This is a genomic window from Bradyrhizobium sp. Mp19 (assembly GCF_029952935.1).
GTDB lineage: Bacteria > Pseudomonadota > Alphaproteobacteria > Rhizobiales > Xanthobacteraceae > Bradyrhizobium > Bradyrhizobium elkanii.
In genome coordinates, this window is sequence record NZ_JASAUT010000019.1 from 49,473 (window position 1) to 71,027 (window position 21,555).

The 21,555-nt window shown below is 65.0% G+C and carries 18 protein-coding genes, 2 pseudogenes and 1 riboswitch; of the genes and pseudogenes, 11 read left to right on the forward strand and 9 right to left on the reverse strand.

Annotated elements, in window-relative coordinates:
• Positions 1 to 46: 46 nt before the first annotated feature.
• The 5 genes from QJT82_RS21270 (at position 47) to QJT82_RS21290 (ending at position 5,122) form a co-directional block, all read left to right on the forward strand.
• Complete coding sequence (locus tag QJT82_RS21270; RefSeq protein WP_028341314.1) at positions 47 to 1,285, forward strand: branched-chain amino acid ABC transporter substrate-binding protein; 1,239 nt, start codon at positions 47 to 49, stop codon at positions 1,283 to 1,285.
• A gap of 159 nt (positions 1,286 to 1,444) precedes the next feature.
• Positions 1,445 to 2,392, forward strand: coding sequence for a branched-chain amino acid ABC transporter permease (locus QJT82_RS21275; protein ID WP_028341315.1), 948 nt, complete (start codon positions 1,445 to 1,447; stop codon positions 2,390 to 2,392).
• Complete coding sequence (locus tag QJT82_RS21280) at positions 2,389 to 3,681, forward strand: branched-chain amino acid ABC transporter permease (protein WP_028341316.1); 1,293 nt, start codon at positions 2,389 to 2,391, stop codon at positions 3,679 to 3,681. The genes QJT82_RS21275 and QJT82_RS21280 overlap by 4 nt, the downstream gene beginning before the upstream one ends.
• Positions 3,678 to 4,427, forward strand: a complete 750-nt coding sequence (locus QJT82_RS21285; RefSeq protein WP_028341317.1) for an ABC transporter ATP-binding protein — start codon at positions 3,678 to 3,680, stop codon at positions 4,425 to 4,427. Before QJT82_RS21280 ends, QJT82_RS21285 begins: the two co-directional genes overlap by 4 nt.
• Positions 4,427 to 5,122 (forward strand): ABC transporter ATP-binding protein, encoded by a 696-nt coding sequence (locus QJT82_RS21290; RefSeq protein WP_028341318.1) that lies wholly within the window; start codon positions 4,427 to 4,429, stop codon positions 5,120 to 5,122. Before QJT82_RS21285 ends, QJT82_RS21290 begins: the two co-directional genes overlap by 1 nt.
• A 53-nt stretch (positions 5,123 to 5,175) precedes the next feature.
• Here the strand turns inward: QJT82_RS21290 and QJT82_RS21295 are convergent, their stop codons facing one another.
• Positions 5,176 to 6,072 carry an AraC family transcriptional regulator gene (locus QJT82_RS21295; RefSeq protein WP_196238173.1) on the reverse strand — a complete coding sequence of 299 codons (897 nt, stop codon included), beginning with the start codon at positions 6,070 to 6,072 and terminating at the stop codon, positions 5,176 to 5,178.
• Between the two features lie 166 nt (positions 6,073 to 6,238).
• Here QJT82_RS21295 and QJT82_RS21300 point away from each other — a divergent pair.
• The 4 genes and pseudogenes from QJT82_RS21300 to QJT82_RS21315 form a co-directional block, all read left to right on the forward strand.
• Positions 6,239 to 6,715 (forward strand): annotated as a pseudogene (locus QJT82_RS21300) (NADH-quinone oxidoreductase subunit B family protein); the annotation flags it as partial.
• An 85-nt stretch (positions 6,716 to 6,800) separates the two neighbouring features.
• Positions 6,801 to 7,322 carry a DUF2867 domain-containing protein gene (locus QJT82_RS21305; RefSeq protein ID WP_155258539.1) on the forward strand — a complete coding sequence of 174 codons (522 nt, stop codon included), beginning with the start codon at positions 6,801 to 6,803 and terminating at the stop codon, positions 7,320 to 7,322.
• Positions 7,323 to 7,363: 41 nt separating this feature from the next.
• Positions 7,364 to 8,275 (forward strand): 4-hydroxybenzoate octaprenyltransferase, encoded by a 912-nt coding sequence (ubiA, locus tag QJT82_RS21310; RefSeq protein ID WP_028341320.1) that lies wholly within the window; start codon positions 7,364 to 7,366, stop codon positions 8,273 to 8,275.
• Between the two features lie 14 nt (positions 8,276 to 8,289).
• Positions 8,290 to 8,507, forward strand: a pseudogene (locus QJT82_RS21315) (ABC transporter ATP-binding protein); the annotation flags it as partial.
• A gap of 293 nt (positions 8,508 to 8,800) precedes the next feature.
• On the opposite strand, the gene QJT82_RS21320 reads toward QJT82_RS21315, so the two are convergent.
• Positions 8,801 to 9,847 carry an AraC family transcriptional regulator gene (locus tag QJT82_RS21320; RefSeq protein WP_245288741.1) on the reverse strand — a complete coding sequence of 349 codons (1,047 nt, stop codon included), beginning with the start codon at positions 9,845 to 9,847 and terminating at the stop codon, positions 8,801 to 8,803.
• A gap of 316 nt (positions 9,848 to 10,163) precedes the next feature.
• On the opposite strand from QJT82_RS21320, the gene QJT82_RS21325 reads away from it, so the two are divergent.
• Positions 10,164 to 10,454 carry a hypothetical protein gene (locus QJT82_RS21325; RefSeq protein WP_155258540.1) on the forward strand — a complete coding sequence of 97 codons (291 nt, stop codon included), beginning with the start codon at positions 10,164 to 10,166 and terminating at the stop codon, positions 10,452 to 10,454.
• 18 nt (positions 10,455 to 10,472) lie between these two features.
• Here the strand turns inward: QJT82_RS21325 and uca are convergent, their stop codons facing one another.
• From uca to QJT82_RS21360, 7 genes are all read right to left on the reverse strand, one after another.
• Entirely contained in the window at positions 10,473 to 14,015 is a 3,543-nt protein-coding gene (uca, locus tag QJT82_RS21330; protein WP_028341323.1) for an urea carboxylase, read from the reverse strand.
• Between the two features lie 3 nt (positions 14,016 to 14,018).
• Positions 14,019 to 14,672 (reverse strand): urea amidolyase associated protein UAAP2, encoded by a 654-nt coding sequence (locus QJT82_RS21335; protein ID WP_028341324.1) that lies wholly within the window; start codon positions 14,670 to 14,672, stop codon positions 14,019 to 14,021.
• Positions 14,669 to 15,514, reverse strand: coding sequence for an urea amidolyase associated protein UAAP1 (locus QJT82_RS21340; protein ID WP_028341325.1), 846 nt, complete (start codon positions 15,512 to 15,514; stop codon positions 14,669 to 14,671). Before QJT82_RS21340 ends, QJT82_RS21335 begins: the two co-directional genes overlap by 4 nt.
• Positions 15,511 to 16,344, reverse strand: coding sequence for an ABC transporter ATP-binding protein (locus tag QJT82_RS21345; protein ID WP_028341326.1), 834 nt, complete (start codon positions 16,342 to 16,344; stop codon positions 15,511 to 15,513). The genes QJT82_RS21340 and QJT82_RS21345 overlap by 4 nt, the downstream gene beginning before the upstream one ends.
• The gene (locus QJT82_RS21350; protein ID WP_028341327.1) at positions 16,341 to 17,159 is read right to left on the reverse strand and encodes an ABC transporter permease; all 819 of its coding nucleotides are present in this window, start codon (positions 17,157 to 17,159) and stop codon (positions 16,341 to 16,343) included. Before QJT82_RS21350 ends, QJT82_RS21345 begins: the two co-directional genes overlap by 4 nt.
• Before the next feature lie 32 nt (positions 17,160 to 17,191).
• The gene (locus tag QJT82_RS21355; RefSeq protein WP_028341328.1) at positions 17,192 to 18,265 is read right to left on the reverse strand and encodes a putative urea ABC transporter substrate-binding protein; all 1,074 of its coding nucleotides are present in this window, start codon (positions 18,263 to 18,265) and stop codon (positions 17,192 to 17,194) included.
• A gap of 78 nt (positions 18,266 to 18,343) precedes the next feature.
• Positions 18,344 to 18,454: riboswitch (guanidine-I (ykkC/yxkD leader) on the reverse strand.
• Between the two features lie 334 nt (positions 18,455 to 18,788).
• Complete coding sequence (locus QJT82_RS21360; protein ID WP_028341330.1) at positions 18,789 to 20,597, reverse strand: peptidoglycan-binding protein; 1,809 nt, start codon at positions 20,595 to 20,597, stop codon at positions 18,789 to 18,791.
• Between the two features lie 515 nt (positions 20,598 to 21,112).
• Here QJT82_RS21360 and QJT82_RS21365 point away from each other — a divergent pair.
• Positions 21,113 to 21,547, forward strand: coding sequence for a hypothetical protein (locus QJT82_RS21365; RefSeq protein WP_028341331.1), 435 nt, complete (start codon positions 21,113 to 21,115; stop codon positions 21,545 to 21,547).
• Positions 21,548 to 21,555: the final 8 nt, after the last annotated feature.

Consider the following 21,555-nt stretch of genomic DNA (forward strand, 5'->3'; position numbering starts at 1 on the left):
CCTCGATCGCTAAAGATCAAGAAACACGAGCAAGGGAGAACGCAGGATGCATAGGCTGATCGTTGCCGCCGCGGCAGCGCTGACGGTGTTGGGAGGCGCGGCGTCCGCGCAGGAATCCATCAAGATCGGCTATATCGATCCGCTCTCCGGCGGCGGCGCCAGCGTTGGCGAAGGCGGCCTGAAAACGTTTCAGTATCTCGCCGACGAGTTGAACGCCAAGGGCGGCATCCTCGGCCACAAGGTCGAGATCGTCCCGCTCGACAACAAGACCAATCCGCAGGAAAGCCTGGTGCAGGCGCAGAAGGCGGTCGACGCCGGCGTCCACTACATCACCCAGGGCAACGGCTCGTCGGTCGGTGCGGCGCTGGAAGACTTCGTCACCAAGCACAATTCGCGCAACCCCGGCAAGGAAGTGCTCTACTTCAACTACGCCGCGGTCGATCCGGCGATGACCAACGAGAAGTGCAGCTACTGGCATTTCCGCTGGGATGCGAACTCGGACATCAAGATGGAAGCGCTGACCAACTACATGAAGGGCCAGCCGTCCATCAAGAAGGTCTATCTGATCAACATGGACTATTCGTTCGGCCAGTCGGTGCGATCAACGGCGCGCAAGATGCTGGGCGAAAAGCGGCCGGATATCCAGGTCGTCGGCGACGAGCTGCATCCGATGCTCAAGGTCACCGACTTCTCGCCCTACATCGCCAAGATCAAGGCGTCCGGCGCCGACACCGTCGTGACCGGCAACTGGGGCCAGGACTTCGCGCTGCTGCTGAAGGCGGCGGCTGACGCCGGCCTCAAGGTCAACTGGTACACCTATTATGCCGGCGGTGCCGGTGGACCGACCGCGATCAAGCAGGCCGGTCTCGAGAGCCAGGTGTTCCAGATCAGCGAAGGCGTCCCGAACTCCGGCAACAAGGCGGCGATGGATTTCGAGAAGGACTTCCGCGCCAAGACCGGCATTTCCGTGTGGTATCCGCGCGCAGTCAACGAGATGCGGATGTTCAAGGCGGCCGCCGAGAAGGCCAATTCGATCGATCCGGTGAAGGTCGCGGCCGCGCTCGAAGGCATGAAGTTCGAAGTGTTCGACGGCGGTGAGGGCTTCATCCGCAAGGACGACCACCAGTTCTTCCAGCCGATCTACATCTCCTCGTTCGGCTCGCTGGCCGACAAGACCAAGGAGCCGTTCGACGAGGAAAACACCGGCTGGGGCTGGCGCATCGTGTCGAAGATCGACACCGCGCAGACGATGCTTCCGACCACCTGCAACATGAAGCGGCCCTGATCGGCTGACTCAGTCATTCCGGGGCGATGCGCAAGCATCGAACCCGGAATCTCGAGATTCCGGGTCTGGTGCTTGCGCACCATCCCGGAATGACAAGCAGTTCATTTCAGCGACAGGTCTTTGATCACGTGAACCGTTCCAGTCTCAAGCGAGTGCGCCGTGGCTGAGCTGATCGTCATCTCGACGCTCAACGGCGTCCTGTTCGGCATGCTGCTGTTCCTGTTGTCCAGCGGGCTCACCGTCATCTTCAGCATGATGGGCGTGCTGAACTTCGCGCATGCCAGCTTCTACATGCTCGGCGCGTTTTTCGGCTTTCAGCTCACCCGCTGGATCGGATTCTGGCCGGCCCTGGTGCTGGCGCCGCTGCTGGTCGGCGCGGTCGGCATGGCGGTCGAGCGCTACGGTCTGCGCAACACCCACAAGCACGGCCATGTCGCCGAACTGCTGCTGACCTTCGGACTTGCGTTCGCGATCGAAGAGATCGTCTCGATGATCTGGGGCAAGAGCCCGGTCGACTACCGCGTTCCGGCGGCGCTCGACTTCCCCGCCTTCACCGTGTTCTCGACCAACTACCCGGCCTACAAGATCTTCATGCTTGTCGTGTCGGTCGTGATCTTCATCGCGCTGCTGGTCACCTTGAAGAGGACGCGCGTCGGCCTGATCGTGCAGGCCGCGCTGACCCATCCGAGCATGGTCGGCCATCTCGGCCACAATGTCGGCCGCGTGTTCATGCTGGTGTTCGGCGTCGGCAGCGCGCTCGCCGGCCTTGCCGGCGTCATCGCCGGCCCTTCGCTGGTGACACAGTCCGACATGGCCGCGCTGCTCGGCCCGATCCTGTTCGTCGTCATCGTGTTCGGCGGCCTCGGCTCGCTGCCCGGCGCCTTCATCGCTTCGCTCCTGATCGGCTTGATCCAGACCTTCGCGGTCGCGCTGAACGGGTCGCTCGCCAGCGTATTCGGCCCGCTCGATCCGAGCCTCGGTCCCTCGCCGCTCACCGACATCTGGAACGTCACGATCGCGCAGATCGCGCCGATCCTGCCTTATGTGCTGCTGGTGCTGGTCCTGATCTTCCGCCCCATGGGCCTGTTGGGGACGCGCGAGTCATGACCAACGCTTCCACGCCCTCCATCGCTGCGGCCAAGCAGGAGCCCGGCAGCGCCCTGAGCTTCTATGCCGTCTGGCTGCTCGCAGCCATCGCGCTGGTCGTGCTGCCGCTGGTGTTCGGCGCCGGCGGCTCGCTGACCTCGTTCTGCCTGATCGGCATCGCGATCATCTTCGCGCTGTCCTACAACATCCTGCTCGGCCAGACCGGGCTGCTGTCGTTCGGCCACGCGGTGCAGTACGGCCTCGGCGGTTTCCTCGCCGTGCATGTCATGAACGCGGTCGCGAGCCACAACTGGCCGATCCCGCTGCCGGTGATCCCGCTGGTCGGCGGCATCGGCGGCATGACGTTCGCCCTCCTCGTCGGCTGGGTGATGACTAAGCGCGCCGGCACCGTGTTCGCGATGATCTCGCTCGGCATCGGCGAACTGGTCGCCTCGTCCTCGCTGATCCTGCGCAGCGTGTTCGGCGGCGAGTCCGGCATCACCACCGACCGCACCTCGCTGATGCCGATGTTCGGCTGGACCTTCGGGCCGCAGATCCAGGTCTATTACCTGATCGCGTTCTGGGTGATGGTGTCGGCGATCGCGATGTACGCGCTGACCCGCACGCCGCTCGGGCGGATCTGCAACGCGGTGCGCGACAATCCGGAGCGCGTCGAGTTCATCGGCTACGATCCGCATGTGGTGCGCTATCTCGCCTACATGTTCGCCGGCTTCTTCGCCGGCATCGCCGGCGGGCTGACCGCGATCAATTTCGAGATCGCCAACTCGGCCTATCTCGGCGCGACGCAATCGGGCCTCGTGCTGTTCTCCGCGTTCATCGGCGGCACCGCCTATTTCTTCGGTCCGATCCTCGGCGCCATCCTGGTCACCTATCTGCAACTCGGGCTGACCAGCGTCACCTCGGTCTGGCAGCTCTATTTCGGCATCATCTTCATCGGCATCGTGATGTTCGCGCCCGGCGGCATCGCCGGCATCCTGATGAAGCACCGTCCGCTGATCCGCGCCGGAACGCTTCGTTCCGTGATCCCATCCTACCTGGTCGCGGCGATCCCGACGCTGGCGCTGGCGCTCGGCATCATCCTGACCATCGAGACCGTCGCGCGCTTCTCGGGCGGCGACGCGATCAATCTGCTCGGCATCCCGTTCATCGCCACGGCGCCGACGACCTGGGTGGCCGCGGCGGTCCTGCTCGTCGGCGGCTTCCTGGTCGCGCGCATCACCTGGCGGCGCGTTGCGGAAGCCTGGGATCGCGCCGCGACGGTGGCCCGTGATCGGGGGTATCTGGCATGACCGCAGCCATCCAAGTCAACGCCGTCGAGAAGAGCTTCGGTAACGTGCAGATCATCCGCGACCTCAATCTGAGCGTCGCCAAGGGCGAGCGTCACGCCATCATCGGCCCGAACGGCGCCGGCAAGTCGACGACGTTCAACCTGATCAGCGGCCACATCAAGCCGACCTCGGGCGAGATCCGCCTCAACGGCGAGGTGACCTCGGGCTTGCGGCCGTTCGAGATCAACCGGCGCGGGCTGTCGCGCTCGTTCCAGGTCACCAACGTGTTCGCCCGCATGACGGTGTGGGAGAACGTCCGCTGCGCCGTGCTGTGGGCGACCGGCCACCGCTACGCGTTCTGGAAGAACGTCGACAATCTGCCCGAGGTGAAGCAGCGCACCGCGCAGATCCTCGACGACATCCATCTCAGCCACCGCCGCGACGTGCCGGCGGGACTCTTGACCTATGCAGAGCAGCGCGAGCTCGAGATCGGCATCACGATCGCGGGCGGCGCCAGCGTCATCATGCTGGACGAGCCGACCGCGGGCATGAGCCACGCCGAGACCGAGCGCGCCGTCGCGCTGATCCGCCGCCTCACCGAGGGGCGCACGCTCGTCATCGTCGAGCACGACATGAGCGTGGTGTTCGGCCTCGCCGACCGCATCTCGGTCTTGGTCTACGGCCACATCATCGCCTCCGGCACGCCCGAGGAAATCCGCGGCAATCCGAAGGTCAAGGAAGCCTATCTCGGCGAGGAGGTCGACTGATGCTCGAGGTCAGGAATCTTCACGCCTATTACGGCAAGAGCCACATCCTGCAGGGCGTCGATCTCGACATCGCAGCCGGTGAGGTCGTCAGCCTGCTCGGCCGCAACGGCGTCGGCCGCTCCACCACCGTCAAGGCGATCATGGGCGAGGTGCCGCCGCAGGGCACCATCCGCTTCAAGGGCCGGGACATTGCGGGCCTGCCGAGCCACAAGATCGCCCGCCTCGGGCTCGGCTACGTGCCGGAGCATCGCGACATCTTCCCGGGACTGACGGTGCGCCAGAACCTGATCCTCGGCATCAAGGACCCGCGCCGCCCCGGCAAGTGGCGGCTGCAGGAGATGCTCGACATGTTTCCCAATCTCGCCGCGCGCGCCGACACGCCGGCGGGCGTCCTGTCGGGCGGCGAGAAGCAGATGCTGACCACCTGCCGCACGCTGCTCGGCGACCCCGAATTGATGATGATCGACGAGCCGACCGAAGGCCTCGCGCCGCTGATCGTGCAGCAGGTCGGCGAGCTGATCGCCCGGATCGCCAAGGCCGGCGTCGCGATTCTCCTCGTCGAGCAGAAGCTGTCGATCGCGATGAAGATCTCGAACCGGGTCTACATCATGGGCCACGGCCGCGTCGTGTTCGAAGGCACACCCGACCAGCTCAAGAGCAATGCGGCCGTTCGCGAGGAATGGCTCGAGGTGTAGGCGGGCAGCGGCCGCGCCAGAGGCCTCTTTCTCGACCAGAGCGCTGCATCGGCCTACTGACCTCTCGGCTCGTCGAAATACTGCCCGAGCAGCCGGTAGGCCCAGAAGGCTTCGTCGTTTCCCGCACGCCTGCGCAATTGCTCCGGTGTGAAGCCGGTGTGGCGGCGCATTTGTCGGATCATGTGCGCCTGATCGGCAAATCCGGACGCGGCTGCTAGGCCGGCCCAGTCCACCTCGCCGTCCTGGATTGCCTCGTGCAATTTGGCATAGAGCTGCTCGGTATGGCCGAGGCCCTGCAGGTCCCTCTGACTGGCGCCGGTCCATGACCTAATCCGCCGTGCGATTTGCCGCGCACTGCGCCCAAGGTCGGTCAGCGCGGCCCTGACCACGAGGCTTCTGCTCCAGTCCTTGGTCCATCGCATCGGCCCGGCTCCGGCGGGGCGCGCGCTTGCCCACATGACCGCGATCTTGTCCTTGAGAACCGCGAGCGCTGTTTCGGCTCCATCGCACTGAACGGCACCGAGGAAGTCGCGGCAAAGCGCCAGCATCGGCGGTGGCAGCACCTGCTCCGCTGGCACCGTGCGCCCGGTGAATGTACTCAAGTCGAGCCCGGTCATCGCAGAAAACGCGTCAGGATAGAATGCGATCGTAATTGCAAAGGTCTCGCCGAGGTTCCAGGTGACGACCGGTCCGAGCTGCGTCCCGGAGAAAGCAAGTGTGGGCATCACTGCTCCGGTCCAGGGACACATCATCTGGTCTGGCTGATCGATCCGATGCCAGTCACCGGCGAGCACCCACGTCACGGAGCAGAGCGGCGCCGCCGGGAAGAAATTGAACCGTTGGGCCTGATCGAGCGCGGCGCCCCGCGTATCCCGAATGATCGTACAGAAGACGCAACCCGCAATCGACGGACCCGGCCACACGATCTGAGAGCTGGTCGTCGCGGTCACTGCAGCGCTTCCCGGGATGCCTGGCATCGTTCGAGCGTGTCCGAACCGTTCAATACAGGAACAGTCGACGTCTGGCACGTTGAAAGCAATCGGGAATTGTCGAACGACCCGCCTCCATGGAGAGCAGGCTCAGATGGAATTGGCCGGCAATGATACGTCCTTGCTTGAAATCAACAATGAGCTTGCGGACAAGGGATTTTTCATCACCTCCGTCGACGACATGATCACGTGGGCCCGCACGGGGTCGGTCTATTGGGTGACGTTCGGACTTGCCTGCTGTGCGGTCGAGATGATGCAGGTCATGATGCCGCGCTACGACCTGGAGCGGTTCGGGTGCTTCCCGCGGGCGTCGCCCCGGCAGAGCGACCTGATGATCGTCGCCGGCACGCTAACCAACAAGATGGCGCCCGCGCTGCGCAAGATCTACGATCAGATGCCGGAGCCGCGCTATGTGATCTCGATGGGATCGTGCGCCAACGGTGGCGGCTATTATCATTATTCATACTCGGCGGTGCGCGGCTGCGACCGCATCGTGCCGGTCGATATCTACGTACCCGGCTGCCCGCCGACGGCGGAAGCGCTGCTCTACGGCGTGATGATGTTGCAAAAAAAGATTCGACGGACCGGCACCATCGAGCGCTAAATGACCGTTGCCGGACCTGCACCGCAAGCACGGCATTGGGCGGGCGGCCGGCGCCGGCGCAACGACGATTGGATTCGGAGTTCGCATGAACGTTGTTGAATGCGATGTACCATCCGGCGGCTTGCTCAGCCGCGAGGCTGTCGAGCAGGCCTATTTCCGTGACTCCTACCGGACGCCGCTCAGCCGCATCGAACTTGGCATCATCGATATCTTCTTCGGCATTTTCGCCCATCATCCATTGTGGATGAAGCTGCTCCTGATCGCGCGCAACAAGGTCGCCTCCCTTGCAGGCCTGGATACACCGACCGCGTCCGAAATCTTCCATGTCGAGGTGAAGGACCGCTACGCCGTCGGCGACACGATCGGCGTCTGGCCGATCTTCGCGCTGGGCGAGAATGAGATCGTCGCTGGCCGCAACAACAAGCACCTGGATTTCAGACTGTCGGTCCTCAAGGTGCTCGACGGCGACGGAGCCAGCGTGATCGTCTCAACCATCTGCACGGTCCATCATTGGTCCGGCAAGGTGTATCTTTTCTTCGTCGTTCCGTTCCACAAATATGGCGTCCGCAAGCTGATGGCAAACGCGCTGACGGCTGGGAGGTTGTGACGTGCCTCTGACCCGGATGAGAGTCTGACCCGGATGAGATCATGGCTGCCGTGAACCGGCCCGACCTGAGCGATATTCATCCGGGCGACTGGGTGGATCGCCGATTGCCGTCCGCGTGGCGGCCATTCACGCGACTGGCAAGGCTGGATCGCCCCGTCGGAATATGGCTGACGCTGTTTCCCTGCTGGGCAGCGTTGATCCAGGCGTCGCACGGTTTCCCCGATCTACGCCAGCTCGCGATCTTCTCCCTTGGCGCCTTGCTGATGCGAAGCGCCGGTGCCACCGTCAACGACATTGCCGATCGCAAGTTTGACGGCCACGTCGAGCGGACGCGCCTTCGCCCCCTGGCGAGCGGTCAAATCGGCACACGACACGCCTTTGTCTTTCTGGCCGTTCAGCTTGCGCTTGCGGCGTGCCTCCTGTTCTTTCTGACCCCCGACGCGCGCCTGGTCGCGATTTGCGTTCTGCCGCTCGTGTTCATCTATCCGTTTTGCAAGCGCGTCACCCATTGGCCGCAGGCCGTGCTGGGCGCGGCGTTCAATTGGGGAATGCTGATGGCGTGGGCCGAGATCGCAGGACACATCCCGGCAGGAGCCGTGCTGATGTGGATCGGGGCCATCACGTGGCAGATCGGTTACGATACCGTCTATGCCTATGTCGACGTGAAGGACGATACCCGCCTTGGTCTGAAATCGACGGCAATTCTGTTCGGCCGGCACGGCAAGGCCTGCATCGGCCTGTTCTACGGCCTGACCGTCCTGGCCTGGTCGATCGGGGGCTGGTTGCTGGGCATGTCGACGCCCTACGCCGCTGGAATGCTGGTCATCGCCGCGCATCTTGCCTGGCAGACCTGGCAGCTGGACCTTGCCCGGCCCGAGGTGAGTTTCCGGCTGTTCCTGTCGAATATTCTGACCGGAGCACTTCTGGCCTGCGCGGCATTCTGCGGAACGTGAAGGGCGACAGGCTGACCGAAGGTCTGGCACTGCTGATCGTGCAGCAGGTCGGCGAGTTGACCGCGCGGATCGCCAAGGCCGGCGTCGCCATCCTCCTGGTCGAGCAGAAGCTGTCGATTGCGATGAAGATCTCGAACCGGGTCTACATCATGGGCCACGGCCGCGTCGTGTTCGAAGGCACCCCGACCAGCTCAAGAGCAATGCGGCCGTTCGCGAGGAATGGCTCGAGGTGCAGGCGGGCACCGGCGGATCGACAAAGCAATCGAACGCCGGCGTAGCAGCGCCATCAGTCAGCTCGCGAACACGATCCAGACCAGCGCGACCAAGAGACTGTGGAAACAAATTATCGAAGCCAGGAATAGCCAGTCGTCTCGGGTCATCGGGCCGAAGGCCTCGGCCGAAGCGCGGCGACAGCGACGCGCGAGCTGGGACAGGAGGTTCGACCGCATGGGACTGCCCTAGCGGAGGACACTCCGCCAGGTCTTGCTAGTCTGTGCCAGCTACTTGATACCTCGTGTCAGCCCATCACCGATCGCCATTCGAACTGCGATAGGCCCTCGGCGTCAGGCCGGTCCAACGGACGAACGCATGTGTGAAGGAAGAGACCTCGCTGTAGCCCAATAGCCATGCGATCTTGGAAATCGGCAGTTCCTCATCTTCGAGGTAATGGCGGGCAAGGGCAATTCGAAACGCCTTCAGAACATCTGAAAAGTCCGCCCCCTCCGACGACAATGCGCGAGCGAGAGTTCTACGGCTCATGCCAAGACGACGCGCGACCGCCTCGGCATTGGCTTTGCCGTGCGGAAGCAATTGGGCGATGTGTCCTTCGACGCGAGACCGCAAGCTGCTTCGTCTTGGTGCCCGGTTACGAAGCGCTTCGTCGGCATATTGGAGCAACATCCTGTTGAGATGCAAATCGGCCCCCACGACAGGTAATGCGCCGATCCGGGACGGAAACAGGAGCTCGTCCCTGTCCGCTGCAAATTCGATCTCACATCCGAGAAGAGATCGCACATCCAACGGCGTTTCCCGTCTGGAGTGTTTCAACTTGATTTGCTTTGGGACCAGCCTGCCGTCAGTCAGTGCGCGGCAAATACGGATCAGCGCAACCAGCCAGAATTCCGCATGGTGACGATCCGACGACCGATCGATGTTGACATATTCGAACCCGATGGCGAAGCCGCGATCCAACGAGCTCCGCAACCGCACACCCTCGTTGTTAATCGCGCAGTAGCGTCCGCCGATTTGCAAGGCGTCAACGAGATGCTCCGATGAAGCCATGACGTAGTACAGAAGCCCGATCTCGCCCAGCTCGAAGCCTTGAGCCAGATGGAGTCCGAAGCAGTCGTCCTGCAATTCCCTTGCGGCAAGTTCGAGCAGCCTGACCTGCGCTCGCGCATCGATCCGGCGCTTGCGGTCCTCGACGTCGTCGATTGCCAGGCCTGCAGCTGACACGATCGGGGCCGGATCAACCTGCGCGTCCCGCAGCCGGGCACACGCGAGACGCGCGATCCCCCCGGCAGAGCTCGGTATCGACGGCAAGGCGCTTGCAAGGCGTGTGGCGGTTTTCATTCGGCACCGAACTGTGTTCGTGGCTCAGCGTCGGGAGCTTCCGGAATCGTATTTTGACCTATGTCAAACGAGCTCATGGGTTCGGGGCATCCGGTCTGACACCATCTCGCAATTTAAAGACCCAGGATCACAAGACGCAACGGACACAAATCATCTAGCCGATTGCTTCGCGGCCACTCCATTTCTGCCTCGAAACGACGGCAGTCGGCTTCCAATGGGCCCGCGCAGGGGCGAACTCGTCATGGGCTTGGTCAAGCATGCAAACTCGCTGGGACAGGCGATTGACGCCGAAGCGAACAGCGATATGAGCTAGGTCGTGGTTGGAGAAACACCTGCCCAGCATAGCGGCATTCATCGTTCAATTCATTACATGATCATTGAAGGCGAGGCCGCCGGCACCTGGCGTTACTCGTTCTCCATCGGCGATCGCAACTTCGCGGGAACGGTTCAGGCGGTCCTGGGATTGCTGGCGGCACGCCGCGTAAGGATGAAGATCGATCGAATGTTAAGGCAAAGCGCGTCAACCGATCATCAAAGCCGGCAGCGGCCGGAGAAAGAGGCCGAGACGCCCGCTCCGCCCGTCCCACCGACCGATCCCAAGGACTAGTGCGGCTGTGCAGCCGCGCTAGCCCGGCCGGATCAGCGCCACGACATCGCCCGCGCGCAGCGTCTGGCCGGGCTTCACCGGCACCGACGCGATGCGGCCTGCCGCGGGCGAGAGCACCGAAATCTCCATCTTCATGGACTCGATGATCGCGAGCACGTCGCCGGCCGCGACTTCGGTCCCCTCCTCGACCAGGATCTTCCAGATGTTGCCGGGCACTTCGGAGAAGGCGCCGGTCTGACCATCAGGAATCCCGGTCGCGGCGACACTCGCGTCGACGGACTCTGCCGGCGCCTCATCGAGCTTCATCTCGCGCCAGCGCTGCCGCTCGGCGTCGAACGCGGCCTGCTGCGTTGCCTTGAACGCGGCGATCGACGGCTGCGCCTCGGCCAGTGACTTCGCGTAGCCGGCGTAGGAGAATTCGCCGTCTTCGATCCTGATGTCGTATTGGCCGTGCGGGAACGCGGCGCGCGCGTCGAGCAGTTCATCGGCGTCGACCGGGAAGAAGCGGATCTTGTCGAAGAACCGCAGCAGCCAGGGATGACCTGATGCAAACACCCGCGTGGTGCGCCAGGTGTTCCAGACCTGGATGGTGCGGCCGAACAACTGGTAGCCGCCCGGCCCCTCCATGCCGTAGATGCACATATAGGCGCCGCCGATCCCGACCGCGTTCTCCGGCGTCCAAGTCCGCGCCGGATTGTACTTCGTGGTCACCAGCCGATGCCGCGGGTCGAGCGGGGTTGCCACCGGCGCGCCGAGATAGACGTCGCCGAGACCGAGCACGAAGTAATCGGCGTCGAACACGATGCGGCGGACATCGTCCTCGCCGGCGAGGCCATTGATGCGCCGGATGAACTCGACATTCGACGGACACCAGGGCGCGTCCGCGCGGACCAGCTCCTGATACTTGCGCATCGCTAGCTCGGCCTCGGGATCACGCCACGACAGCGGCAGATGCACGGTCCGGCTCGGCACCCGCATCGCGTCGACCGGCGGCAATTCGCGCTCGATCCGCTTGAGCACGTCGAGCAACTTCGTTCGCGACAACGCTGTGCCGTCATAATGGATCTGCAGCGAGCGGATGCCGGGCGTCAGATCGATCGGGCCGCCGAGCTTCGCCTCCTCCAGCGCCTGCGCCAGCACATGCACGCGCAGCCGCAGCGCGATGTCGAGCTCCATCGGGCCATATTCGACCAGGAGATTGTCGTCGCCGGCGCGGCGATAGACCACCGGGATCGGGCCGTCATCATTGCGACCGACGATCGCCGATCCAAGTTCGGGCGCGCGCAGCACCGTGGGGCCGGCAACCGGATCGTCGCGTTTGACCGGCACGAAGCGGACGGTGTCGCCGGGCCGGAGCTGGCCGACCTTCCAGAGCTCGTCGCGCGCGACGACGGCCGGACAGACGAAGCCGCCGAGGCTCGGTCCGTCGGGGCCGAGGATGATCGGCATGTCGCCGGTGAAGTCGATCGAGCCGACGGCGTAGGCGTTGTCGTGGATGTTCGACGGATGCAGCCCGGCTTCGCCGCCATCGGCGCGCGCCCAGCGCGGCTTCGGCCCGATCAGCCGCACGCCGGTGCGCGCGCTGTTGAAGTGCACCTCATAGTTCGCCGCGAACAGCGTCTCGATATCCTCGTCGAGGAAGAAGTCCGGCGCGCCGTGCGGGCCATAGACGACGCCGATCTGCCATGCCGATGTGAGCTGCGGCCGCTCGTCCTTCGTCGCGCGCCGCGGCGCGGCAAGGCCCGGCGGCTCGGCGCCGATATGCAAGACGTCGCCGGCCTTCAGCGAGCCCGTCGCATGGCCGCCGAAGGCGCCGAGCGCAAACACCGCCCGCGACCCGAGAATCTGGGGCACGTCGATGCCGCCGCGCACGGCGAGATAGCTGCGCTGGCCCGGCCCCTTGATGCTGCCGATCGCGAGCGTCTGGCCGGCGCGCACGGCGAGCGGCTCGTCATACGCGACATCGGCACCGTCGAGCGACGCCTTCATCCGCGCGCCCGAGAGCGCGACGATCGCGTCGGTGTTGAAGCGCAAGGTCGGTCCGTTGACCGTCAGCTCCAGCGCCGTCGTTACTTCCGGATTGCCGACCACGCGATTGGCGAGGCGAAACGACCGTTCGTCCATCGGGCCGCTCGGCGGCACACCGACATGCCAGAGATGCAGCCGGCCGGGCAGTTCCTGCACCCCGCTCTGCGCCCCCGGCGCGACGACGTCGATGGTGCGCGGGCGATAGGCGAAGGCGCCGAGCACACTCGTTGCCACCTGGCCGCCGCGGAACACGTCGGAGGCTGCAATGGCACGCAGATAGTCCAGATTGGTCTCGATGCCGGCGACGACCGTATCGTCCAGCGCCTGCGAAAGCCGCGCGATCGCGGCCTCGCGCGTCTCGGCTGAAACGATGATCTTGGCCAGCATCGGATCGTAGAACGGCGACACCTCGGTGCCGGTCTCGATCCAGCCGTCGATCCGCGCATCCGGCGAAAAGCTGACCTGCGTCAGGCGGCCCGCGCTCGGGCGAAAGCCCGCGCCCGGATTCTCGGCATAGAGCCGCACCTCGATCGCAGCGCCCTTTGGCGCGAGCGCGCCCGCCTGGCCGAACACGTCCTCGCCTGCCGCCTGCCGGATCATCCATTCGACGAGGTCGACGCCGGTGACCTGCTCGGTGACGGGATGCTCGACTTGGAGACGGGTGTTCACCTCGAGGAAGTAGAAATCCTCACGCTCGACGTCGTAGATGAACTCCACCGTGCCGGCGGACTCGTACGAGACGGCCTTGCCGAGCGACACCGCGGCCGCATGCAGCCGCCGGCGGATGTCGGCCGACAGCCCCGGCGCGGGCGTCTCCTCAAAGACCTTCTGGTTGCGCCGCTGCAGCGAGCAATCGCGTTCGCCGAGGGCCACCACGCCGCCCTTGCCGTTGCCGAAGATCTGCACCTCGATGTGGCGGGCCCGGGCGACGAACCGCTCGAGATAGACCCGGGCGTCGCCGAAGCTTGCCCGCGCCGTGCGCTGCACCGATTCGAAGCGCTCGCGCAGCGTCGCCATGTCGTGGCACAGCTGCATCCCGATGCCGCCACCGCCCGCCGTGCTCTTCAGCATCACCGGGAAGCCGATCGCTTCGGCCTGCTGCACCGCCTCGTCGATGGTCTCCAGCAGACCGGAGCCCGGCAACAATGGCACGCCGCTGCGTTCGGCAATCTCACGCGCGCGGTGCTTGAGACCGAAGGCGTCGAGATGCTCCGGCCGCGGCCCGATGAATTTGATGCCGTGCCCGGCGAGCCGCTCGGCAAAGCGGCGGTTCTCCGACAGGAAGCCGTAGCCGGGATGCACCGCCTGCGCACCGGTCGCAAGACACGCCGCCATGATCGCATCGACGTTGAGGTAGCTCTCCGCGGCGGGCGCAAGACCGATCCGCACCGCCTCGTCGGCGTCGAGCACCGGCCGGGTGAAGCGGTCGGCGTCGGAATAGACCGCGACCGAGCCGATGCCCATGCGGCGCAATGTTCTGCCGATCCGCCCGGCGATCTCGCCGCGGTTGGCGATCAGGACCTTGCTGTACATGCCTCACGCCTCCGGTTCGACGATCGCGACGTCGAAGATCGTGACCTGGACCGGCGTCGGGAAGAATCCGTTGCAGGGATTGTTGATCTGCGGGCAGTTCGAGATCAGGCACAGCACGTCCATCTCGGCGACCAACTCGATGGCGTCGCCGGGCCTGGAGACGCCGTCGACCACGGTGAAATTGCCGGCGGGATCGATCGGCACGTTCATGAAGAAGTTCAGATTCGGCACAATGTCGCGCTTCGACATGCCGTATTTCGCGGCTTCGATCACGAAATTCTCGCGGCAGGCGTGCTGATAGCGGGTCTGGTGCCCGAACCGCACGGTGTTGCTCTCGCAGGAGCAGGCGCCCGCCGAGGTGTCGTGCAGACCGCAACTATCCGCCGTCACGCGCAGCATCACGCGGCCTTCGTTGGACATGATCCTGGTGCCGAGCCCGACATAGGCCGAGCCCTGCGCGCGCAGCGTATCCTGGCCGCTGTAGCGCTCGCCGAAATCACCGGCGCAATAGAACAGCGTGTCGACCGCCTGCTGGCCATGGCTATCGGTAATCCGCAGCGTCTGCCCCTTGCGGATGATCGCCGACCACGGCTTGCGCGCGGGAATTTCGACATCGAGAACGATGCGGCCGCCGGTGCGAACAGATTGCGAGGTCATCGCACGGCTCCTTCCAGGGTTTCGCCGAGATACAGCGCGTTGTTCTCGTAGGCGCGGACCGCTTCCGCCGTGGCGGTCCGGCACAGATCGTCGGCCGCCGGCGCGGCCGCGCGGTAGCGCACGATCTCCACGCCCGCCTGCGGATAGGCTTTCGCGGGATCGAGCGGATGCGGGCAGTTCGACAGCGCGATCAGAAGCTCCATCTCCGCGCGCAGATCGACGAAATCGCCCTGTTGCCGCCGCTGCTCCGACCAGACAAACTTGCCGTCGGCGTCGATCGCGACCGGTGCGAAGAAGCTGACGCAGGGATGCACGTCGCGGCGATCAAGGCCAAGCTTGGCTGCGGCGAGAATGAAATTGTCGCGCGTGTTGCGGAAATTCCCGTCGCCGTATTTGGCCAGGTTGGTCGCCGCGGTCGAGCCGCCGACCACAGCATCATGCGCGGCGCTGCTGTCCTCGATGATGCCGAGCAGCGCGCGCCCCATGTCGGACAGCAGCACCCGTCCCTTCTGCAGCCGCGCCGCCCACTGCACCTTGATGGTGTCGGCGTGGTTGAGCCGCTCGGTGGTGTCGGCGCCGTTCCAGGCGAGCAGGCTGACGGTCGACGTCCCCGACGTATTGACGATGCGCAGGGTGTCGCCACGATTCAGCCGCGTGGTCCAGTACCAGCCGGACGGGATCGTCTCACGGTGAATAACCGTGTCGGCATCGATCGGCGCGGCGTCGCGCGCGGTCGGCGCCGGCAGTGCCCGCGGCGCGTGCTCCTGCCCCGCCGCCTTCAGCTCGTTATACCGCCGGGTATGCGCCGCGATCTCGGCCTTTTGTTCCTCTGACAGGATCATGGTTGCTCCTTCAAGACGAGAGCGCCGGGCCGTCCCGGCTGATGCTCCTTGCCTGACCGGGTCGTCCCGGTCGGAGCTGGTTGAACTGACGACCGCAACTCCGCGCTGCGGCGCGGGAATATCTCGAGGTCGCGCGACACGGTGGCGCCGTAGCGGTCGCGCTCCTCAGGCCGGTTGCGCTGCCGCTCCAGCGCGATCACGCGCGTCGCGAGCCCGAAGGCCTCGCTGAGGTCATGCGTCACCATCACGACGGTGAGATGGGTCTCGTTCCAGAGCCGCTTCATCAGGAGGTGAATGTCGGCACGAATACCCGGATCGAGCGCACCGAACGGCTCGTCGAGCAGCAGGATCTTCGGGCCGCGCATGATCGCCTGCGCCAGCGCGAGCCGCTGCTGCATGCCGCCCGACAAGGCGGACGGATATTTACTCTCCTGGCCGGCGAGCCCGACCTCGGCGAGCAGCTTCATCGCTTCGTCGGTGGCAGCGCGGCGCGCGGCGCCGAACAGCCGGCCGGTGAATTTGGCGTCGCGCAGTTCGCGGCCGAGCATGACGTTCTGCAGCACTGTGAGATGCGGAAACACCGAGTAGCGCTGGAACACCACGCCGCGGTCGGCGTCCGGCTCGCCGGGCAACGGCTTGCCGTCGACCAGGATCTGCCCGCGGGACGGCTGCTCCTCGCCGAGCAGCATGCGCAGCAGCGTGGTCTTGCCGCAGCCGGACGGGCCGACCAGCGCGATGAAGGCGCGCGGCTCGACCTCCATCGTGATGCGCTCGAGCACGATGTGGTCGCCATATTCCTTCCACACGTCGTCGAAACGGATCGCGCTCATTCCGCCCTCACCGAGGCAAACCACGGAAACAGTTTCCGCTGCGTGACGCGCAGGCCGACATCGATCAGGAACGCCAGCAGCGTGATCCAGGCGACGTAGGGGATGATGACGTCCATCGCGAGATAGCGGCGGACCAGGAAGATCCGGTAGCCGAGCCCGGAATCGGATGCGATCGCCTCGGCCGCGATCAGGAACAGCCACGCCGGCCCGAGCTGCAGGCGCAACACGTCGATCAGCCGCGGCAGGGTTTGCGGCATCGCGACGCGAAGCGCGATCTGCCAGGTCGAGGCGCCGAGCGTCTGTGCCTTGACGATCTGCTCGCGCGGCAGCTCCTGCACCTTCATGGCGAGGTCGCGGATCATGCAGGGCAGCGTTCCGATCACGATCAGCGCGATCTTGGAATTCTCCCCGAGCCCCATCACGATGAACAGGATCGGCAACAGCGCCAGCGGTGGCACCATCGAGGTGACCGACACGAACGGCCCGAGCAGGGCATTGGCGCCCGGCAACAGTCCGATCACGATGCCGAGCACCAGCGCCGCCACCGTCGAGATCGCCAGCGCCGAGCCCAGCCGCCCCAGGCTGGCGACGGTGTCGGAGGCCATCAGATAGCCACCGGTGCGCGGATCGACCTCGAACGCCATCTGCTTGACGGCCTGCACCATGCTGGGCAGCGCCGGCAGCAGCTTGTCGTCGGGGTTTTGCGCGAGCCGCGCGCTGGAGCCGGCGAAGTAGGCGATTGCGACCAACAGGAACGGCAGCGCGAGCAGATAGAACCGCGTCTGCCGTCCCGGCCGTATGTTCACGAGTCGCATGGTCGGCTCCTGCCTGATGCGGCACTACATGGTCACAGCTTGCCCTTGGCGGCTTCGTCCATGTAGGTCGGGTCGAAGCGCAGCTTGACGTTCGCCTTGTCGCCGAGCACCGACTTGTCGGCGAGCTCGATGCCGACCGCGTCGGCCGACTTCGCACCCTTGCCAAGCAGGTCCTTCTCGAACAGGAACTTGCGCACGCGATCCATGGTCACGCCGACCGTCTGGCTGCGCGTGAAGGCTTCGGCATCGGTCGCCTTGTCGAACAATTTTGTGGTCGAGAGCTGGCTGTCGAAGCCGGCAAGGTCGGTGCCGGAGGCCTTGGCCATCGCCTCCTTGGCGGCCTTCGCGGCAGGATCGTCCGCCGTCATTTTCGACAGCGTCTCGTACCAGATGCCGACCAGCGCCTTGGCGAAATCCGGATTGTCCTTGGCGACCGCGGTGTTCACCACCATCAGGTCCATGATCTCGCCGGGGATCTGCGAGGAATCGAACACCTTCTTCGCATCGGGCGAGCCGAGGATTTCCGTCACGATCGGATTCCAGGTCACCACCGCGCTGACGTCAGGCGTCTTGTAGGCCGCCGCGATATCGGCGTCGGAGGTGTTGACGACCTTGACGTCCTTCTCGCTCAGCTTGCTGGTCTCGAGCGCGCGCGCCAGCAGATAATGGGACACCGAGAACTCGACCAGATTGACGGTCTGCCCCTTGATGTCAGCGAGACCGGACTTGTTCTTGAGGATCACGGCATCATTGCCGTTGGAGAAATCGCCCATCACGACCGCTGTCGTGTCGACGCCGCCGGCTGCCGGAATCGAAAGCGCGTCCATGTTGGTAATGGTGACGGCGTCATAGCCGCCGACGGTGTACTGGTTGATCGATTCGACGTAGTCGTTGAACTGCTTGACCTCGATCGCGATGCCGTATTTGTCGGCCCATTTCTTGACGATGCCGGTGTCGGCCGCATAGCCCCACGGCATCCATCCGACATAGATCGACCAGGCGACCTTGAAGCTTTTCTTCGGCGCGGCGTCGGCCGCAGGCGCAGCCGCCAGCGCGACCGCGCAGCCGATGACAACAGAGCGAAGGAAGAAAACGAATTTGTTCATTGCCGATCCCTCTTGCGAAATTTCACAAAAAGGGACTGGCGAAAAGACCATCGCTCCGCCAATCCCTTGGCTGACGAGGTCTCCCGGGCTTTTATCCCGCCGTGCACCTGCGGGGATGTCTCCCCCGCAAGCGGCTGCTCTCGGACCAGCATCTTGCTTCGCAAGATCGGAACCCTAGCGGCCAACTCGATGCCATTGATGCACGAGGCGTGCCAGCCGACCGGCAATTGAATCTCATGAGATTTTTTCGCACGCACTGCGCCGCAGCGACGGTGCCTTGCTTAAAGATTGCGCAGACCTGCTCAGAATTGGCTCTGTCCTTTCGCCACCGACGTCAGCAGGATCACACGATGGCTGATGTCGAGGGGAGTTCGATGCGCAAGCTTCTGAGCGTTCTGTGCGCCGGCCTCTGGCGCGGGCTGCACGGCCGGTTCGGCCTGGTGCCGAAGTCCGACGTGAAAGGCTGATCGCAAGATCGCAAAAAAAGAGCCCCGCTCTGCAGCGGGGCTCTTGTCCAAGGATCCTATTTCCGATCGGAGTTTTGCGCCGGCGTCTGCGGGCTTTGGCCTGAGCCTGACGACGGCGGATTGTTGTTCTGGTTGGGCTGGCTGGGCTGCGCATCCCGGCCGGCATTTGGCTGGTTGCCGCTGCCCTGACCGACGGTCGACTGGTTCTGCGGTGCAGCCTGGCCCGTCGTATTCTGCTGCGGAGCCTGCTGCTGAGCGGACGGCTGATTTCCGCTCTGGCCGGTTGTCGACTGGTTCTGCGGCGAGTTCGCCTGACCCGTGGTCTGCCCGGTCGTATTCTGCTGGGCAGGCTGCTGAGCGCCGGTCTGGCCGGTCGACTGGTTCTGCGGCGCGTTGTTGGTCTGACCAGTCGTCTGTCCAGTCGTGTTCTGCTGGGTGCGGCTCTGGCCGACCGTCGACGACGCGCCCGCGCCCTGACCGATCCGATCCGACAGGCCGAGTGCGGTCACCGTGCGCGTGTCGACGCTGCCGCTGGTCGTGATGCCCTCTCGACGCTGGAAGGTGATCAGCGCCTCGCGAGTCCGCGATCCCAATACGCCGTCAGCCTCACCGACCAGCAGGCCGCGGTCGATCAGCACCTGCTGCACCTCGCGGATCTGCTGCGGGTTCAGGTCCATCATCGCAACGCTACCGCCACTACCGCCGCCGCCGCGATGGCTGAAGCGCGTCCGCGGTCCGACCGGGACGACGTCGACGACACGGCGCTCGCGATCGAGGAACACAACTTCATCCTCGACGACGAAGAAACTGTCGTCGCGATAATAGGGGAACGCATCGATCAGCGCCGGGAAGCCGGCAACCGACACCGCGTTGAACCTCCGCGGCACCACCACGCCCGGATTGACCGCGAAGTTGATCGTGCTGACATTGACGCGCGGGGCGTTACGCGCCGACAGCACCGAGCGCTGGATCGTGCTCTGCTGCTGCGCGGTCACGGTGCGCCCGGCCTCGGTCTGGACCGTGGCGTTCGACTGGGCCTGGGTCTGAGCGGTTGTCCCGGCTTGTCCCTGAGCCTGACCGGTGGTCTGTCCGGAGTTCATCCTGTTTTGCGTCGTGCCTGACTGCGGAGCGGCCGCGCCCGTGGTCTGGCCGGCTCGCGTATTCGGGGCTGCCGTTGTGCCCTGGCCGGTGGTCGTGTTCGCGCCCTTTGCTTGGCCCGTGGTCGTGCTCTGGCCGGTCGTCGTGTCCGCCTTGCCTTGAGTCTTGCCTTGAGCCTTGTCCTGAGCCGTCCCTTGGCCGGTCGTGGTGCCCTGGCTGCGGTTCGCGGTGTTGGCGCGATTCTCCTGCTGCTGGCTTTGCCGCGTCGTGGCGCTGCCGCGTTCGCGGGATTCAGATCGGCCCATCTGCTCGCGCTGGTTTCGGCTCTGGCCGACGGTCTGCTCTTGCTTGCTCTGGTCTTGCTTGCTCTGGCTGCGCTGACCCTGCTCGGCGCGGCCGCTCTCGCGGGCCTGGCCGGTGGTCTGGCTGCGCTCGGCCGCACCGCGGCCCATCTGACCTTCAGCCCGACCGCTCTCTCGTGCACCTTGGCTCTCTCGTGCGCCGCCTTGGCCGCGGCCAACCGTCATGCCTTCGCTTCGCGACGCCCCGGGACTGCCATGCATTGCGCCGCCGGAACTGCCGCCCGACGGGCCTGCGGATCGGCCGTGTTCACCACCGCCGCCGCCTGCGCCAACGCTTCCGCCGCCACCCACGTTGCCACCACCGCCGCCGCCCTCGCGCATGCCCTGCGCCGATGCGAGACTGACGCCGGCCAACAGCACGGCCGTGGTCAGCAGAAATTTGCTCTTCATGATCTTGCTCTGCATTACCGATTCCTCCTGGAGTTTGGCGGCTACCCGGATTGCGAAGCCGGCGCCAATGGCCCGCGCGCTCCGCACCGCGGCCGCATTCCAACAAAGCCGGCGAGGGCGCGGCACAGCCGTGCGCGCTTTTCACCGGTGAACTGTGAGAAAACAGCGGCGCCGCCCGCACCGTTCCTAGATGCCGGCGCGACGCGACATTTCGCGCCAAGGGAACTGCCGCATGTTCATGCTGGCCTGATGCCTGCTCAAGCTTCAGGAACGGATTGCCCCTTTTTCCCGTCTCGCATTGCGCACGAGTTCGAACGCGTGCCGATCATCCGCCGGCGTATGGGACGAGTTCCGTTCAGTTGTGAACACTTGTTCCATCGCCCGCAGCTTGCACCGTCACGCGCACGACCGAGGCTCTCGCCAAGGTCTCCTGCAAGGCGGCCGAGCATCAGCGCCGGTACGGCGCGATTCGCAACCAATGCCCCCCTGCCCCGTTGACCGGCTGGGCAACTATCATCGAGGAGGATCCCATGAGGAAGACAGGCCTTGTTCTTGCAACCGTCGGTGCGCTTGGGGTGAGCGCCATCGCAGCCCCGGCGCCCGCCGAAGCACGATGGGGACACGGCGGGTGGGGGTGGGGTCCCGCGCTCGCAGGCGGATTGATTGCGGGCGCAGTCGTCGGCGGCCTCGCCTCGTCAGCTTACGGCTATCCGGGCTATGGCTATGGTTACGGCTACCCCGGCTACGGTTACGGCTATTCGCCCGCCTATTACGGCGGCGGCTATGCCTATGATGACGGCTATTACGCTGCGCCCTATCGTTGGGGCGGCGGCTACACCACGACATATTATAGCGGATACCGGCCGGCCTATTACGGCTACCGCTATCGTCACGTGGTGCGCCCGGCATACGCCTATTATCGCGGCGGCTACCCGCGCTGGCATCATCGCTGGCGTCATTGGTGAGATCGGCC